The following is a 14,820-nucleotide window of genomic DNA, read 5'->3' as shown; positions in this document are numbered from 1 at the left end:
GCTACATCCTGTCGGGTGCGGAGACCCCCAGCAGGTCCAGTCCGTTGGCCAAGACCTGCCGGGTGGCGTCGTTGAGCCACAGGCGCGTGCGGTGCACGTCCGTGATCTCCTCGTCGGCGTTCATCGGCCGGACGCGGCAGGTGTCGTACCACTTGTGGAAGCGGCCGGCGAGGTCCTCGAGGTAGCGCGCGACCCGGTGCGGCTCGCGCAGGTGGGCGGCCTGGGCGACGACCCGCGGGAAGTCGCCGAGGATCGCGAGCAGCGCTGCCTCGGTCGGGTCCGACAGCAGGCTCGGGTCGAACCCGTCCTCACGCCGGACGCCGTCCTCGTTCGCGAGCCGCGCCACGTTCGAGGTCCGGGCGTGGGCGTACTGCACGTAGAAGACGGGGTTGTCGTTGGTCTGCTTGCGCAGCTCCTCGCCGTCGAGCGACAGCGGGCTGTCGGAGGGGTACCGCGCCAGCGAGTAGCGGATCGCGTCCGTGCCGATCCAGTCGATGAGGTCGCGCAGCTCGATGATGTTGCCGGCGCGCTTGGAGAGGCGGGCGCCGCCCAGGTTGACCAGCTGGCCGATCTTGACCTCGATGTTGTGCTCCGGGTCGTCGCCCGCGCAGGCCGCGATCGCCTTGAGCCGGTTGATGTAGCCGTGGTGGTCGGCGCCGAGCAGGTAGATCTTCTCGTCGAACCCGCGGTCCTTCTTGGACAGGTAGTACGCGGCGTCGGCGGCGAAGTACGTCGGCTCGCCGTTGGCCCGGATCAGCACCCGGTCCTTGTCGTCGCCGAAGTCGGTGGTCCGCAGCCAGATCGCGTCGTCCTGGTCGAAGACGTGGCCCTGCTCGCGCAGCCGGGCGACCGCCTGCTCGACCGCGCCTTCGTCGTGCAGCGTCTTCTCCGAGAACCAGACGTCGAAGTGCACGCCGAACGCCTCGAGGGTCTCGCGGATGTCCGCCAGCTGCAGCGGGTACGCGAGCTCGCGGGCGACGGCCATGGCCTCGTCCTCGGGCAGCTCGGGCAGGTCCGGGCGCTGCTCGAGCACGGCCGCGGCGAGGGTGTCGATGTACTCGCCGGGGTACCCGCCCTCGGGCGTCGGCTCGCCCTTGGCGCGGGCGACGACACTGCGCGCGAACTTGTCCATCTGCGCGCCCGCGTCGTTGAGGTAGTACTCGGTCGTCAGCGTCGCACCGGACGTCTTGAGCAGGCGGGCCATGGCGTCGCCGAGCGCGGCCCACCGGGTGTGGCCGAGGTGCAGCGGGCCGGTCGGGTTGGCCGAGATGTACTCCAGGTTGATGACGTGGCCGACCTCGGACTCGTTGCGGCCGTAGGCGACACCCGCCTCGACGATGCTGCGCGCGAGCTCGCCGGCGGAGGCGGCGTCGAGCGTGATGTTGAGGAAGCCGGGGCCGGCGACGTCGACGGCCTTGACCCCGTCGACGGCACCCAGACGGGCGGCGAGCTGCGTCGCGAGCTCGCGCGGCGGCACACCGGCACCCTTGGCCAGCTGCATCGCGACGTTGGTGGACCAGTCCCCGTGGTCGCGGTTGCGCGGTCGCTCCACGCGCACCTGCTCCGGCACGTCCACGCGGAGCTCACCGGCGGCAACGGCGTCGGCGAGGGCGGTGCGGATGGCGGTCGAGAGCTCTTCGGGGGTCACCCGCACGATTCTAGGGCGCGGGCGGGGCGTCCCTGCCGCCGGCCACGAAGCCCCTGACCAGCGCGATCAGGTCGTCGGGGTCGAACGGCTTGGCGACGAACGCGTCGAGCCCGGAGCCCGTGGCCTGGGCGCGGTCGTGCTGGTGCACCGAGGCCGTCACCATGATCACCGGGATCGCGGCCAGCCGGGTGTCCTCGCGGATCCGCGCGATGGCCCACCAGCCGTCCCGCGGCAGCATCTGCGCGTCGAGGGTGATGACGTCCGGCAGCTGCTCCACCTCGCGGAGCCGGCCGAGGAGCGCCGCGCCGTCGCCGAGCTCCTCGACCTCGTAGCCCTCGAGCTCGAGGTTGAGCCGGATGAGGCGGCGGATCTGCTCGGTGTCGTCGCAGACCCACACCAGTCCCCCGGTTTCCATGGGAGCCACCCTAGGCTGCTAACCTCTGCGGGCGCCCTGTTGCGGGCGCACGTGTCGCCCCCGTAGCTCAGGGGATAGAGCACCGCCCTCCGGAGGCGGGAGCGCAGGTTCGAATCCTGCCGGGGGCACCACACCGCCGAAGGGCCGGCCGCACCAGCGGCCGGCCCTTCGTCGTCGGTGGCCCGGGGCGGCAGCGCCGCCCCGGCGCGGGTGGGTGCCGGTCCCCCGGCGTCAGTGCCCCATCCCCGACATCGTCATCGTCGTCGAGGACGTCGTCGGCGTGGGCTGCTGGAGGTTGCGGCCGTCCCACGGCGAGGTGGTGGGGTACTTCGTCATGTCGATCGTGATCGGCTCCGGGTCGTAGTCCGGACGGAACAGCGTCGTGCCACTGCGGTTCATGTCGCCGCACTCGTGCGGGTTGTTGAGGCAGGCGGACACGAGCGCGTTCTGCACCTGGTTGTCCCAGTCGGCGAAGAAGTCACCGTGCAGGGAGTAGATGCCGCCGCTGGCCAGGGACCAGTCCGGCCCCCCGTAGACACCCGGGAAGTCGACCTCGAAGGTGACCTCGGGCAGCGACACGGGGTGGTCCGCAGGGCACGCGCCGTTGGCGCCGGCATACGCCATGTGCGACTTGTGGTCCGCGCTGTCGAGGTGCACGCCGTCCCAGCAGCTCGGGAAGACCAGCGACGCGTGGATCTCGTGCGACGGGTCGGCCGGGCACTGGTACATGTGCGGGCTCTCGACGCCGCCGCCACCGCAGTCCCACTGGACGACCGACAGCGACTGGTCCGAGGTGGCCTTGGCGTTGCCGGCGATCATCCGCAGCCCTTTGGGGAAGGGCAGGACCCCCGGCCCGCGACCGCCACCGGCACGGCGGTAGTAGACGACGTTGGTCTGCTCGCCCTGGTACACCGAGGTCGTGCCGTCGGCGTTCTTCTTCATGAGCGAGGGCACCCAGTAGGCCGACAGGTCGCTGGTGCCCATCCCGCGGCCGCAGCTCGACGGCGAGCTGGCGGAGAGGCTGGCGAGGGTGGTGTACGCGTTCGTCGACCGGTTCGCGTAGAAGGTGTGCATGTGCGAGGCGCCCGGCGACCCCGGGAAGACGATCGGGTCGTCCTTGGCGTAGTGGTCCGCCGTGCACAGCACGTTCCACTGGGCGACGTGGTCGGCGTAGACGACGCCCGTCGGCGTGGGCATCGTGCCGCTCGGCGTGGTGGTGGACGACGTCGTCGACGAGGTCGTCGAGGTCTTGCTCGTCGTCGAGGACGTGGACGTCGCCGACGTGGTGCTCGACGACGTGGAGCTGGAGGTCGTCGACGTGGTCGTGCTCGACGTCGACGACGAGGTGGTCGTGGTGTGGTGCCCGCGCGGCGGGGTCCAGGTGCGGCGGGCGTGGGTCGGGGAGGGGTCGATGGGGCGGGCGATTGCCGCCGCGACACCGAGGGTGGGTACGGTCAGCGCCGCTATGACGCCGAGCACGAGGCCGTACCTGGGGACAGAAACAGTTCTCATCGAAGAGCCTCACGATCTCCCTGCGCGTCGGAGGCTAGCCCCTCGACGGGGCCGGCGGGCCGAAGAGCGCGGAGATTCTCCGCCGTTGGGACCGGTTCGTCCCGAGTTGTCCTCCGTCAGGTGACGGTGCCGGCCACGATGCGGACCTGCTAGCAACGGGTGCGGTCAGCGCTGGGAGGCGTCGGCGACCTCGCCGACGAGCTCCTCGATGACGTCCTCGAGGAACACGACGCCCACGTCGGAGCCCTCCGGGTCGACGACCCTGGCGAGGTGCGCCCCGGTGCGCTGCATCGTGCGCAGCACCTCCTCGACCTCGTCGGCCTCCTGCACCGTCGCGAGCTTGCGCACGCGCTTGACCGGCACGGCGATGTCGCGCTCGGACTCGTCGGCGTACAGGACGTCCTTGAGGTGCAGGTAGCCCGCGAGCGCACCGGCCCGGTTGACGAGCGGGTACCGCGAGAAGCCGCGCTTGGCCACGAGCCGCTCGACGTCGTCAGGGGTCGCGGTCAGCGGCAGGGTGACGAGCTCGGAGAGCGGCACCGCCACGTCGACGGCGTCCTTGTCGCTGAACTCCAGCGCCGCGCCGACGAGGAACTGCTGCCCCTCCTCGATCAGCCCCTCGTGGTGGCTCTCGGCAAGGATGCTCTCGACCTCCTCGACCGTGAACGTGGAGGCGATCTCGTCCTTCGGCTCGACCCGGAAGAGCCGCACCAGCGACTTGGCGATCCGCTCCATGACGGTGATGACCGGCCGCAGGACCCGCGTGACCGTCATGAGCACGGGCACGAGCAGGATCGCGGCGCGCTCGGGGCCGGCGATGGCGAGGTTCTTGGGGATCATCTCCCCCACGACGACGTGCAGGTAGACGACGACGAGCAGGGCGAGGGCCAGGGCGAGGCCGTCGGCGACACCGGTGGGCAGGCCGACGAGCTCCACGACCGGCTCCAGGGCGTGGTGCAGCGCCGCCTCGGAGATGGCACCGAGCAGCACCGAGCACACGGTGATGCCCAGCTGGGCGCAGGCGAGCAGCGAGCCCATCTGCTCCAGCGCGTCGAGGCAGGTCTGGGCGCGCCTCGAGCCGGCGGCCGCGAGCGGCTCGAGCTGCGAGCGCCGCGCCGCCATCGCCGCGAACTCGGCGCCCACGAAGAACGCGTTGAGCAGCAGCAGGAGCACCGTGACGACCACGGCCCAGGCGCTCATCGCCCCTCCTCCGCGGTGTCGCGCGCCGCGGCGCGGTGCGGGCCACCGGCCACGCCGTCGCCGGCCGCGCCGTCGGCGGCCGCACCGTCCCCGGTCTGCTCGTCCCCGCCCACGGGCACGAAGCGCAGCCGGTCGGCGCGCATCCCGTCCATCGCCACGACCGAGATGTGCCAGCCGGGGATGGACACGGTGTCGCCCACGACCGGGATGCGTCCGAGCTCCGCCATGACGAAGCCTCCCGTGGTCTCGTATGCCGGCCCGTCCGGCACGTCCGCGCCGAGCCGCTCGCGGACCTCGTCCGGGCGCCACAGGCCGGGGACCGTCCACGAGCCGTCCGTGAGCTCGCGGCCGGTGGTACGGAACACGTCGTGCTCGTCCGACACCTCGCCGACGATCTCCTCCACGACGTCCTCGAGGGTCACGATGCCCGCGGTCCCGCCGTACTCGTCGACGACGATGGCCAGCTGCAGCCCCTGTCCGCGCAGCATGAGCAGCAGCGGGTCCAGGCGGATCGTCTCGGGGACGAGCAGCGGCGGCACCATGAGCGCCGACACGGGCACGTCGGTCCGCCGGTCGTGCGGGACGGCGATGGCCTTCTTCACATGGACCACGCCGTCGATGTCGTCCCAGTCCTCGCCGGTGACGGGGAAGCGCGAGTGACCGGTGCGCCGCGCCAGTCGCACGACGTCCTCGGCGGTGGCGGTGCGCTCGATCGAGGTGGCGCGGGCGCGGGGGCTCATCACGTCGGCAGCGGTCTGCTCGCCGAAGCCGAGCGACTTGGTGACCAGGCGCGCGGTGCCGGCGTCGAGGGTGCCAGCCTCGGCGGAGTGGCGGACGAGGGAGGCGAGCTCCTGCGGGGTGCGCGCGCCGGACAGCTCCTCCTGCGGGGTCACCCCGAGGGAGCGGAGGAACAGGTTCGCCGAGCCGTTGAGCACCGCGATGAGGGGCCGGGCCACGACGGCGAAGACCCGCACCGGACCGGCGACGACCTTGGCGGTGGGCAGCGGCGCCGAGATGCCGAGGAACTGCGGCAGCAGCTCTCCGAACACCATGGAGAACAGGGTGGCGATGGTCAGGGCCAGGACGGCAGCCACCGAGTCGAGGGTGCTGCCCCGCAGTCCCAGCGCCTGCAGCGGCGTCTCGAGGAGCACGCCGATCGACGGGGTGGCGATGAAGCCGAGCACCAGGGTCGTCAGCGTGATCCCCACCTGCGCCGCGGAGAGCTGCGTCGACAGCCGTCGCAGCGACCCCAGGACCATGGTCGCCCGGGCGTCACCCGCGTCCGAGGCCTTCTGCACCGCGGGCCGGTCGAGGGCGACGAGGCTGAACTCGGTGGCCACGAAGATCGCGGTGCCCACGGTCAGCCCGACGCCGGCGAGGACCCCCAACCACTCGGTCATAGTGCGGCCATCCTAGGGTCGCCGGCCGCCGAGGGTCGCGCCGCGCCCCGTGCCACGAGCCGCGCCACGCCGGGCCACAACCCGTTTGACCCTCCCCCTGCGTCAGTTGGGAGGATGCCGGCATGGCATCTGGACCGGGGGACACATGACGACCGCCACGAGCACGACGACCGGGGCACGCATCGACGTGCGCGACCTGACCAAGCGGTTCGGCGACTTCACCGCCGTCGACCACCTCTCCTTCTCCGTGGAGCCCGGGCGGATCACCGGCTTCCTCGGACCGAACGGCGCGGGCAAGACCACGACCCTGCGCATGCTGCTCGGACTGATCCGCCCGTCCGGCGGCTCCGCGACCATCGACGGGCACCGCTACCAGGACATCGAGACGCCGATGTCCGTCGTCGGGTCGGCCCTGGAGGCGACGAACTTCCACCCCGGCCGCACCGGCCGCGACCACCTGCGGGTCCTGGCCGACACCGCCGGTGTCAGCACCGCGCGCGTCGACGAGATGCTGGAGCTGGTCGGCATACCGGCCGCCGCCCGCAAGCGCGCCGGTGGCTACTCGATGGGCATGCGCCAGCGCCTCGGCCTGGCCGCCGCGCTGCTCGGCGACCCGCGGGTGCTCATCCTCGACGAGCCCGCCAACGGCCTCGACCCGGAGGGCATCCGCTGGCTGCGCGGCTTCCTGCGGCACCTCGCCGGGCAGGGCAAGACGATCCTGATCTCCAGCCACATGCTGCAGGAGGTCGAGCAGACGGTCGACGACGTCGTGATCATCAGCAACGGCCGCCTGGTCAAGCAGGGCGCGATGGCCGACCTGCACGGCGACAGCCAGGTCGTCGTGCGCACGTCCGACAACGACGCCCTCGCCGGCGCCCTGCGCGTCGCCGACGTCACGACCCACGTCGAGGACGGCGCGCTCCTGGCGGCCACGGACGACATGCGGCTCATCGGCGACGTCGCCCTGCGCGCGGGCCTGCCGCTGTACGAGCTGCGCCAGGCCCACACCGACCTCGAGGCGCTGTTCTTCCAGCTGACCGAGGGCACGAACCGCAACCTCGGATCGGCGGCCGCTCCCGAGCGGGACGCCGTCGCCGGGCAGGAAGGAGGCAACGAGTGAGCGCCGCCATCCGCTCGGAGTTCCGCAAGTTCTTCACGACCCGCATGTGGTGGGGCATGGCCATCGCCATGTTCGTCGCCGGCGCGGGCCTGGCCGTCGCGTTCGGCTTCCTGCTGACCACCAAGGGCGCGACCGCTGGCGGCCCCGGAGGGGGTGCGCCCACGGGCAACGCGGTGCAGGTCGCCAACAGCGTCTACACCGGCTACCTCAGCATCGGCTACCTGCTCACGCTGGTCATCGGCGTCATGCAGATCGGCTCGGAGTACCGGCACAAGACCATCACGAGCACCTTCCTCGGCACGCCCCGGCGTGGTCGGGTCATGGGCGCCAAGGTCGTCGCGCTCCTGGGCATCGGCGCCCTCTACGGGCTGCTCTCGCTCGTGGGGTCGGTCGTCGCCGGCGCGATCGTGCTCAACGCCCGCGGGGCCGACGCGTTCCCGGGCACCGAGGTCATCCGGTCGCTGGCCCTGAGCCTGCTCGTCCTCGGGCTGTGGGCCCTCATCGGCCTCGGCGCCGGGATCCTCATCCCCAACCAGGTGGCCGCCCTGCTCATCTCGGTGGGCGTGGCGTGGATCCTCGAGCCGATCGCCGGCGTGCTGCTCAGCCTGTGGAGCGTCGGGCGCGAGCACATCGTCCCGTACCTGCCGACCCAGGCGACCAACGCGATCGTCAGCGGAGTCACCCAGACGGGCGGCAACGCGGTCAAGCCCCTGTCGTGGTGGGTGGCCGCGCTCGTCCTCGCCGCGTATGCCGTGGTGCTGGCAGGGTTCGGCTCGTGGCGGACCGCGCGCAGCGACATCAGCTGACCCCAGCGGCACTCCTCCCCCTCCGCACGTCGGGCCACCCGGCCCCGGTCCCAGGCCCCGGGACCGGGTGCCGGGTGGCCCGATGTCGTGGTGGAGCCGGCCCCCGGCATACCCGGACGAACGTGTCCGACGCCGCACGAAACGGGTCCATCCCACCGCAGCGGTGAGCAGGCGGCAGGGCTAGGCTGGGACGTATCCATGTGAGCGTCCGTGCCTACCCGTGAAAGAGGCGTATCCGCCGTGCCCGACCAGTCCCCGACCAACGACCCCCTGGCGGCCTTCGGGCCGAACGAGTGGCTCGTGGACGAGCTGTATGAGCAGTACAAGCAGGACCGCAACCAGGTCGACAAGGCGTGGTGGTCCTTCTTCGAGGGCTACGAGCCGGGTTCGGGCACCAGCGGGAACGGCGCGGGCTCCAACGGGTCCGCCAACGGGCGGTCTGCCGGCACGTCGGCCCCCGCGGCCGCCGCCTCCGCTCCCGCGGCCTCTGCTCCCGCGGCCTCCGCTCCGGCCAGGCCGGCGCCGGCAGCGCAGGCCGCCCCTGCATCCCAGCCGTCCGCTGCCCCCCAGGCCGCACCGGCGACGCAGTCCGCCCCCGCCGCGCAGGCCTCCCAGCCGGCCGCCGCTGGCAGCACCGGTCTGCGCCCGGCCGGCCTCACCCAGCCGTCCGACAAGGCGGCCGGTGACAAGGGGGCCGACGACAAGGGCGCCGACAAGGCTCCGGCCGCCCGCACCGAGGACAAGGGCGAGGCCCCGGTCAAGGAGACCCCGAAGCCGCGCGACCCCGAGCGCCCCAAGGAGACCGGCACCGTCCACCAGGACGAGGTCAAGCCGCTGCGCGGCGCCAGCGCCCGGGTCGTCACCAACATGGAGACCTCGCTGACCGTCCCGACGGCCACGAGCGTGCGCGCCGTCCCGGCCAAGCTGCTCATCGACAACCGGGTCGTCATCAACAACCACCTGGCCCGCTCGCGCGGCGGCAAGGTGTCGTTCACCCACATCATCGGCTACGCCCTGGTCAAGGCGCTGGGCCACATGCCCGAGATGAACAACGGGTTCACCGAGGAGAACGGCAAGCCGGCCCTCGTCGTCCCGGGCCACGTCAACCTCGGCCTCGCGATCGACCTCGCCAAGCCCGACGGCACCCGCCAGTTGCTCGTGCCGAGCATCAAGGCCGCCGAGACGATGGACTTCGCCCACTTCTGGTCGGCCTACGAGGACGTCGTCCGCAAGGCCCGCGGCGGCAAGCTCACGGTCGAGGACTTCCAGGGCACGACCATCTCGCTGACCAACCCCGGCACCATCGGCACCGTCCACTCGGTGCCGCGGCTCATGTCCGGCCAGGGCGCGATCATCGGCGTGGGCGCGCTGGAGTACCCCGCCGAGTGGCAGGGCGCGAGCCAGGAGACGATCAACCGCAACGCCGTCAGCAAGATCCTCACGCTGACGAGCACCTACGACCACCGCATCATCCAGGGCGCGCAGTCCGGTGACTTCCTGCGGATCGTGCACCAGCTGCTGCTCGGCGAGAACGGCTTCTACGACGAGATCTTCGAGTCGCTGCGCCTGCCGTACGAGCCGGTCCGCTGGGTCCAGGACATCTCGGCCCACCACGACGACGACGTCAACAAGACGGCGCGCGTGCAGGAGCTCATCCACGCCTACCGCGTGCGCGGCCACCTCATGGCCGACACCGACCCGCTGGAGTACCGCCAGCGCCGTCACCCCGACCTCGACGTCACCAGCCACGGGCTGACCCTGTGGGACCTCGAGCGCGACTTCGCGACCGGCGGCTTCGGCGGTGCGCCGATGCTGCGGCTGCGCAAGATCCTCGGCATCCTGCGCGACTCGTACTGCCGCACCATCGGCACCGAGTACATGCACATCCAGGACCCGGAGCAGCGCCGCTGGCTCCAGTCGAAGATCGAGGTCGGCTACGCCAAGCCCGGCCCGGACGAGCAGCTGCGCATCCTGCGCCGCCTCAACGCCGCCGAGGCGTTCGAGACCTTCCTGCAGACCAAGTTCGTGGGCCAGAAGCGGTTCAGCCTCGAGGGCGGCGAGTCCGTCATCGCACTGCTCGACCGCATCCTGTGCCGCGCCGCCGCCGACCGCATGGACGAGGTCTGCATCGGCATGCCGCACCGCGGCCGCCTCAACGTGCTGGCCAACATCGCGGGCAAGTCCTACGGCCAGATCTTCCGTGAGTTCGAGGGCCGCCAGGACCCCAAGTCGGTCCAGGGCTCCGGCGACGTGAAGTACCACCTCGGCACCGAGGGCGAGTTCGTCGCGGAGGACGGCAGCAAGACCAAGGTCTACCTCGCCGCGAACCCCTCCCACCTCGAGGCCGTCAACCCGGTGCTCGAGGGCATCGCCCGGGCCAAGCAGGACCGCCTCGACCTCGCGGGCGAGGACTTCACCGTGCTGCCCCTGCTGCTGCACGGTGACGCGGCCTTCGCGGGACAGGGTGTCGTGGCCGAGACCCTGAACCTCAGCCAGCTGCGCGGCTACCGCACCGGCGGGACGATCCACATCGTCATCAACAACCAGGTCGGGTTCACGACCTCGCCGTCGGCCTCGCGGTCCTCGACCTACTCCACCGACGTCGCCCGGATGATCCAGGCGCCGATCTTCCACGTGAACGGCGACGACCCCGAGGCCTGCGTCCGGGTCGCCGAGCTCGCGTACGAGTTCCGGCAGGAGTTCAACAAGGACGTCGTCATCGACATGGTGTGCTACCGCCGCCGTGGCCACAACGAGGGCGACGACCCGTCGATGACCCAGCCGCTCATGTACAACCTCATCGAGGCCAAGCGCTCGGTCCGCAAGCTGTACACCGAGGCCCTCATCGGCCGCGGCGACATCAGCCAGGAGGACGCCGAGGCGGCGCTGCGCGACTACCAGCAGCAGCTGGAGCGCGTGTTCGTCGAGACCAAGGAGGCGCTCAAGGCCCCGGCCGAGCCCGCCCAGGACGCGACGAAGGCCGGCACCGACGCCGAGGGCCACACGGGCCTCGAGCCACCGAGCGCGCAGTCGGCCGACACGACCACCCGGTCCGCCACCGACACCGCCATCCCGGTCGACCAGCTGCAGCACATCGGTGACGCGTTCGTGAACCCGCCGGCCGGCTTCACGATCCACCCGAAGCTGGCCCAGGCCATGGAGAAGCGCGCCGAGTCGGTCCGCAAGGGGGGCATCGACTGGGCGACGGGTGAGCTGCTGGCCTTCGGCTCGCTGCTCATGGAGGGCACCCCGGTCCGCCTCGCCGGCCAGGACAGCCGCCGTGGCACGTTCGTCCAGCGCCACGCCGTGCTCATCGACAAGAACACGGCCGAGGAGTGGACCCCGCTGCTCTACCTCGGCGAGGGCCAGGCCCGGTTCTGGGTCTACGACTCGCTGCTGTCCGAGTTCGCGGCCATGGGCTTCGAGTACGGCTACTCGGTCGAGCGGCCCGACGCGCTCGTGCTGTGGGAGGCGCAGTTCGGTGACTTCTTCAACGGCGCCCAGACGATCGTCGACGAGTTCGTGTCCTCCTCCGAGCAGAAGTGGGGCCAGCGCTCGTCCGTCGTGCTGCTGCTCCCCCACGGCTACGAGGGCCAGGGCCCGGACCACTCCTCCGCGCGCATCGAGCGGTTCCTGCAGATGTTCGCCGAGGACAACATGACGATCGCCTACCCGTCGACCCCGGCGAGCTACTTCCACCTGCTGCGTCGCCAGGCGTACGCCCGTCCGCGCCGCCCGCTCATCGTCTTCACCCCGAAGTCGATGCTGCGGCTCAAGGCCGCCGGCAGCATGCCGGAGGACTTCACGACGGGGACGTTCCGCCCGGTCCTGCCGGACCGCGCGCAGCTCGACGCGTCGGCCGTGACCCGGGTCCTGCTCGCGAGCGGCAAGGTCGTCTACGACCTCGAGGCCGCCCGCGACAAGGCCGGCGACACCACGACCGCGATCGTCCGGGTCGAGCAGCTCGCACCGATCCCGGCCGCCGAGATCGCCGCGGAGCTCGCGAAGTACCCGAACGCCGACGTGGTCTGGGTGCAGGACGAGCCGCGCAACCAGGGTGCGTGGCCGTTCATGGCGCTCAACCTGCCGCAGGCCCTCGCCGAGGTCGGCGAGACCCGCCAGCTCACCGTGGTCTCGCGCAAGGCCTCGGCCTCGCCCGCGACCGGGTCGAGCAAGCGGCACGCCGAGCAGCAGGCCGAGCTCGTGGCGCAGGCCTTCGCCCGCTGACCTGACGGTCCTCACGAGGGAGGCGACCCGGCCGGCCGGAGTCGCCTCTCTCTGCAAAACGGCAGTTGCGTGCGTGAAACGGCAGTTCATCTCCCCCGTTTCACGTCAGCAACTGCCGTTTTGCGTGTCGGGTGGGTGGGCGCGTTGCCTCAGGGACCGTGTCGCGGGCCAGAGCGTGGGCGGTATGCCGCGTGCCTGCCGCAGGTGCGCAGGTCACCTCCCGTAGCCTTGCAGCCGTGTACTTCACCGACCGTGGCATCGAGGAGCTGGCTGCTCGCCGTGGCGAGGAGGAGGTCACCTTCGAGTGGCTCGCCGACCAGCTGCGCACGTTCGTGGACCTCAACCCCGAATTCGAGACCCCCGTCGAGCGGCTGGCCACCTGGCTGGCCCGGCTCGACGACGACGAGGACTGACGCGTGAGCGAACCGACCTTCACCCCGAGCGCCGAGTTCCAGGTGTCCACCGAGGGCCAGCGGGACGTCGCCCTGGTGTTCCTCGGCGCGTCCATGGTGGCGGGGGTCGGCGACCCCAAGGGCCAGGGCTGGGTGACCAGGGTCGTCGGGCGCACGCAGCACCCGGACCTGGCGCTCACGGCATACAACCTCGGGGTCCGGGGCGACACCACGGCGGACCTGCTCGGGCGCTGGAAGTCCGAGTGCGCACCGCGCTGGGCCGGCCGGTCCGAGAAGCGGCTGGTCGTCTCGATCGGCGGCAACGACGCGGCAGCCGGCGTCTCACTCGCCCGGCACCGCCTCAACCTGGCGAACATCCTCGACGACGCGGCGAGCGCGGGCATCGGGACCTTCGTGGTCAGCCCTGCACCAACCGACGACTCGGAGGTCAACGAGAAGCTCGACGTGCTCGTCGAGGCGCAGGGCGACGTGTGCTCGCGGCGTGGGGTGCCGTTCGTCGACTGCTTCAGCCCGCTGCTGGGGCACGAGCAGTGGCAGAGCGACCTCGCGGCCAGCTCCGTGCCGCACCACCCGGGGCAGGCCGGCTACGGCCTCATCGCGTGGCTCGTGCTGCACAACGGCTGGTACGACTGGCTGCAGATCAGCCCGCGCTGAGCCCAGCGCCCTCCCGGGCGCACCGAGGTCCCGGGGTGCGCCCCGGGGGACGTGCTGGTGCGCCTGACGTCAGAGGGCGTCGTCGGCGAGGTCCTTGAGCGCCTTGAGCGTCTCGCGGGTCGTGCGCTGCCCGTCCTCCCACGGCTCGATGATGGCGCGCATCTCGTCGCCGAGGTGGGGGTGCTGGCCGGCGCCGGCCTCGGAGGCCGGCGCCTCCGGCTTGGTCCGCATCAAGCGAGTCCACCGGGGGTCGATCACCTCGTCGGGGGAGTGCGGCTGGTGCGGTTGTTCCGTCATGGTTCCTTGATACGCCTGATTCCTGAAAGGCGCCTGAGCGATTCACGGGCTGACCCCGCGCAGACCGACCCAAACCGTTCCAGCAGCACGAAACCCGCCGGTCACGAGACGGTGAAGACCACCTTCCCGAAGACGTCGCCGCCCGCCATCCGCTCGAACCCGGTGCGCGCGTCGGCGAGCGGCAGGACGCTGTCGACCACCGGCTCGATCCCCCGCTGCACCACGAACCGCGCCAGCCGCTCCAGCTCGAGCCTGGTGCCCATGGTCGAGCCGACGACCCGCAGCTGCTTGAAGAAGATCTTGGTGAGCTCGGCCTTGGCCGGGGCGTCGCCCGAGGTCGCCCCGGAGATGACGATCGTGCCGCCCGGGTTCAGGGAGTTGACCGAGTGCGACCACGTCGCCGCGCCGACGGTCTCCATCACGGCATCCACCCGCTCGGGCAGCCGCTCGCCGTTCGCGAACGCCCGGTCCGCTCCGATCTCGAGTGCGCGCTGCCCCTTGGACTCGTCCCGCGAGGTGACCCACATGCGGTAGCCGGCGGCCGCGCCCAGCTGCACCAGGGCGGTGGAGACGCCGCCGCCTGCACCCTGCACGAGGACGGTGGCGCCCGGCGTGAGCCCCGCGTTGGTGAAGAGCATCCGGTATGCCGTGAGCCACGCCGTGGAGAGGCAGGCCGCGTGCTCCCACGACAGCCCCTCGGGCTTGGGCACCAGGTTGTGCCGCGGCACGGCGACCTTCTCGGCCAGCGTCCCGTCGTGCAGCTCGGACAGCAGCGTGCGCCGCGGGTCGAGGGTCTCGTCGCCCTGCCAGCCGTCGCTGGGCACGACGGCGTGGACGATGACCTCGTTGCCGTCCTCGTCGACCCCCGCACCGTCGCAGCCGAGGACCATCGGCAGCCGGTCGGCGGGCAGCCCGACGCCCTTGAGCGACCAGACGTCGTGGTGGTTCAGGCCCGCGGTCCGCAGCGTGACGGTGGTCCATCCCTCACGCGGCGTCGGGTCGGGGCGCTCCCCCACCTCCAGACCGGACAGCGGGTCGTCGGCGGACTGGGACTTCGCGTAGACGGCGAGCATGGGTCGACCCTAGTGCGACCTGCCGCCGGCGCACCGTGGCCGGTGTCATACTCCG

Annotated in this window: 13 protein-coding genes and 1 tRNA gene; 7 read left to right on the top strand and 7 right to left on the bottom strand. The window is 71.6% G+C overall.

Annotation, left to right across the window (positions count from 1 at the left end; genetic code table 11):
• Position 1: 1 nt before the first annotated feature.
• Together argS and J2X64_RS12820 are read right to left on the bottom strand one after the other, a co-directional pair.
• Positions 2–1,648, bottom strand: a complete 1,647-nt coding sequence (gene argS, locus J2X64_RS12825; protein WP_310154956.1) for an arginine--tRNA ligase — start codon at positions 1,646–1,648, stop codon at positions 2–4.
• A 10-nt stretch (positions 1,649–1,658) separates the two neighbouring features.
• Entirely contained in the window at positions 1,659–2,063 is a 405-nt protein-coding gene (locus J2X64_RS12820; protein WP_310154951.1) for a response regulator, read from the bottom strand.
• Positions 2,064–2,119: 56 nt separating this feature from the next.
• Between J2X64_RS12820 and J2X64_RS12815 the strand changes: the two genes are divergently transcribed.
• Positions 2,120–2,194, top strand: a tRNA-Arg gene (locus tag J2X64_RS12815).
• Between the two features lie 100 nt (positions 2,195–2,294).
• Here the strand turns inward: J2X64_RS12815 and J2X64_RS12810 are convergent.
• Positions 2,295–3,260, bottom strand: a complete 966-nt coding sequence (locus J2X64_RS12810; RefSeq protein ID WP_310154949.1) for a DUF1996 domain-containing protein — start codon at positions 3,258–3,260, stop codon at positions 2,295–2,297.
• On the opposite strand from J2X64_RS12810, the gene J2X64_RS12805 reads away from it, so the two are divergent.
• The gene (locus J2X64_RS12805; RefSeq protein WP_310154944.1) at positions 3,253–3,699 is read left to right on the top strand and encodes a hypothetical protein; all 447 of its coding nucleotides are present in this window, start codon (positions 3,253–3,255) and stop codon (positions 3,697–3,699) included. The genes J2X64_RS12810 and J2X64_RS12805 overlap by 8 nt on opposite strands.
• A 41-nt stretch (positions 3,700–3,740) precedes the next feature.
• Here the strand turns inward: J2X64_RS12805 and J2X64_RS12800 are convergent, their stop codons facing one another.
• Positions 3,741–4,775, bottom strand: coding sequence for a hemolysin family protein (locus tag J2X64_RS12800; protein ID WP_310154941.1), 1,035 nt, complete (start codon positions 4,773–4,775; stop codon positions 3,741–3,743).
• Positions 4,772–6,175: a hemolysin family protein gene (locus J2X64_RS12795; protein ID WP_310154938.1), complete on the bottom strand. Its 1,404-nt coding sequence runs from the start codon at positions 6,173–6,175 to the stop codon at positions 4,772–4,774. The genes J2X64_RS12800 and J2X64_RS12795 overlap by 4 nt, the downstream gene beginning before the upstream one ends.
• A gap of 145 nt (positions 6,176–6,320) precedes the next feature.
• On the opposite strand from J2X64_RS12795, the gene J2X64_RS12790 reads away from it, so the two are divergent.
• The 5 genes from J2X64_RS12790 to J2X64_RS12770 all read left to right on the top strand — a co-directional run bounded on the left by J2X64_RS12790 (position 6,321) and on the right by J2X64_RS12770 (position 13,395).
• Positions 6,321–7,295, top strand: a complete 975-nt coding sequence (locus tag J2X64_RS12790) for an ABC transporter ATP-binding protein (protein ID WP_310154936.1) — start codon at positions 6,321–6,323, stop codon at positions 7,293–7,295.
• Positions 7,292–8,101 carry an ABC transporter permease gene (locus J2X64_RS12785; RefSeq protein WP_310154934.1) on the top strand — a complete coding sequence of 270 codons (810 nt, stop codon included), beginning with the start codon at positions 7,292–7,294 and terminating at the stop codon, positions 8,099–8,101. Before J2X64_RS12790 ends, J2X64_RS12785 begins: the two co-directional genes overlap by 4 nt.
• Positions 8,102–8,341: 240 nt before the next feature.
• A complete protein-coding gene (locus tag J2X64_RS12780; RefSeq protein WP_310154931.1) occupies positions 8,342–12,328 on the top strand; it encodes a multifunctional oxoglutarate decarboxylase/oxoglutarate dehydrogenase thiamine pyrophosphate-binding subunit/dihydrolipoyllysine-residue succinyltransferase subunit in 3,987 nt (1,328 codons plus the stop codon).
• Between the two features lie 236 nt (positions 12,329–12,564).
• Positions 12,565–12,741, top strand: a complete 177-nt coding sequence (locus J2X64_RS12775; RefSeq protein WP_310154928.1) for a DUF6104 family protein — start codon at positions 12,565–12,567, stop codon at positions 12,739–12,741.
• 3 nt (positions 12,742–12,744) lie between these two features.
• Positions 12,745–13,395 carry a GDSL-type esterase/lipase family protein gene (locus J2X64_RS12770; protein ID WP_310154925.1) on the top strand — a complete coding sequence of 217 codons (651 nt, stop codon included), beginning with the start codon at positions 12,745–12,747 and terminating at the stop codon, positions 13,393–13,395.
• Positions 13,396–13,464: 69 nt separating this feature from the next.
• Here the strand turns inward: J2X64_RS12770 and J2X64_RS12765 are convergent, their stop codons facing one another.
• Entirely contained in the window at positions 13,465–13,626 is a 162-nt protein-coding gene (locus J2X64_RS12765; protein WP_310154922.1) for a hypothetical protein, read from the bottom strand.
• 167 nt (positions 13,627–13,793) lie between these two features.
• On the bottom strand, positions 13,794–14,765 hold the full coding sequence (locus J2X64_RS12760; protein WP_310154919.1) for a zinc-binding dehydrogenase: 972 nt from the start codon (positions 14,763–14,765) through the stop codon (positions 13,794–13,796).
• Between the last annotated feature and the right edge of the window lie 55 nt (positions 14,766–14,820).

Origin of the sequence: Phycicoccus sp. 3266, from assembly GCF_031456495.1 — a bacterium.
Taxonomy (GTDB): domain Bacteria; phylum Actinomycetota; class Actinomycetes; order Actinomycetales; family Dermatophilaceae; genus Pedococcus.
Note: the sequence above shows the minus strand (reverse complement) of the source record. Positions and strands in the feature narration are given on the sequence as shown.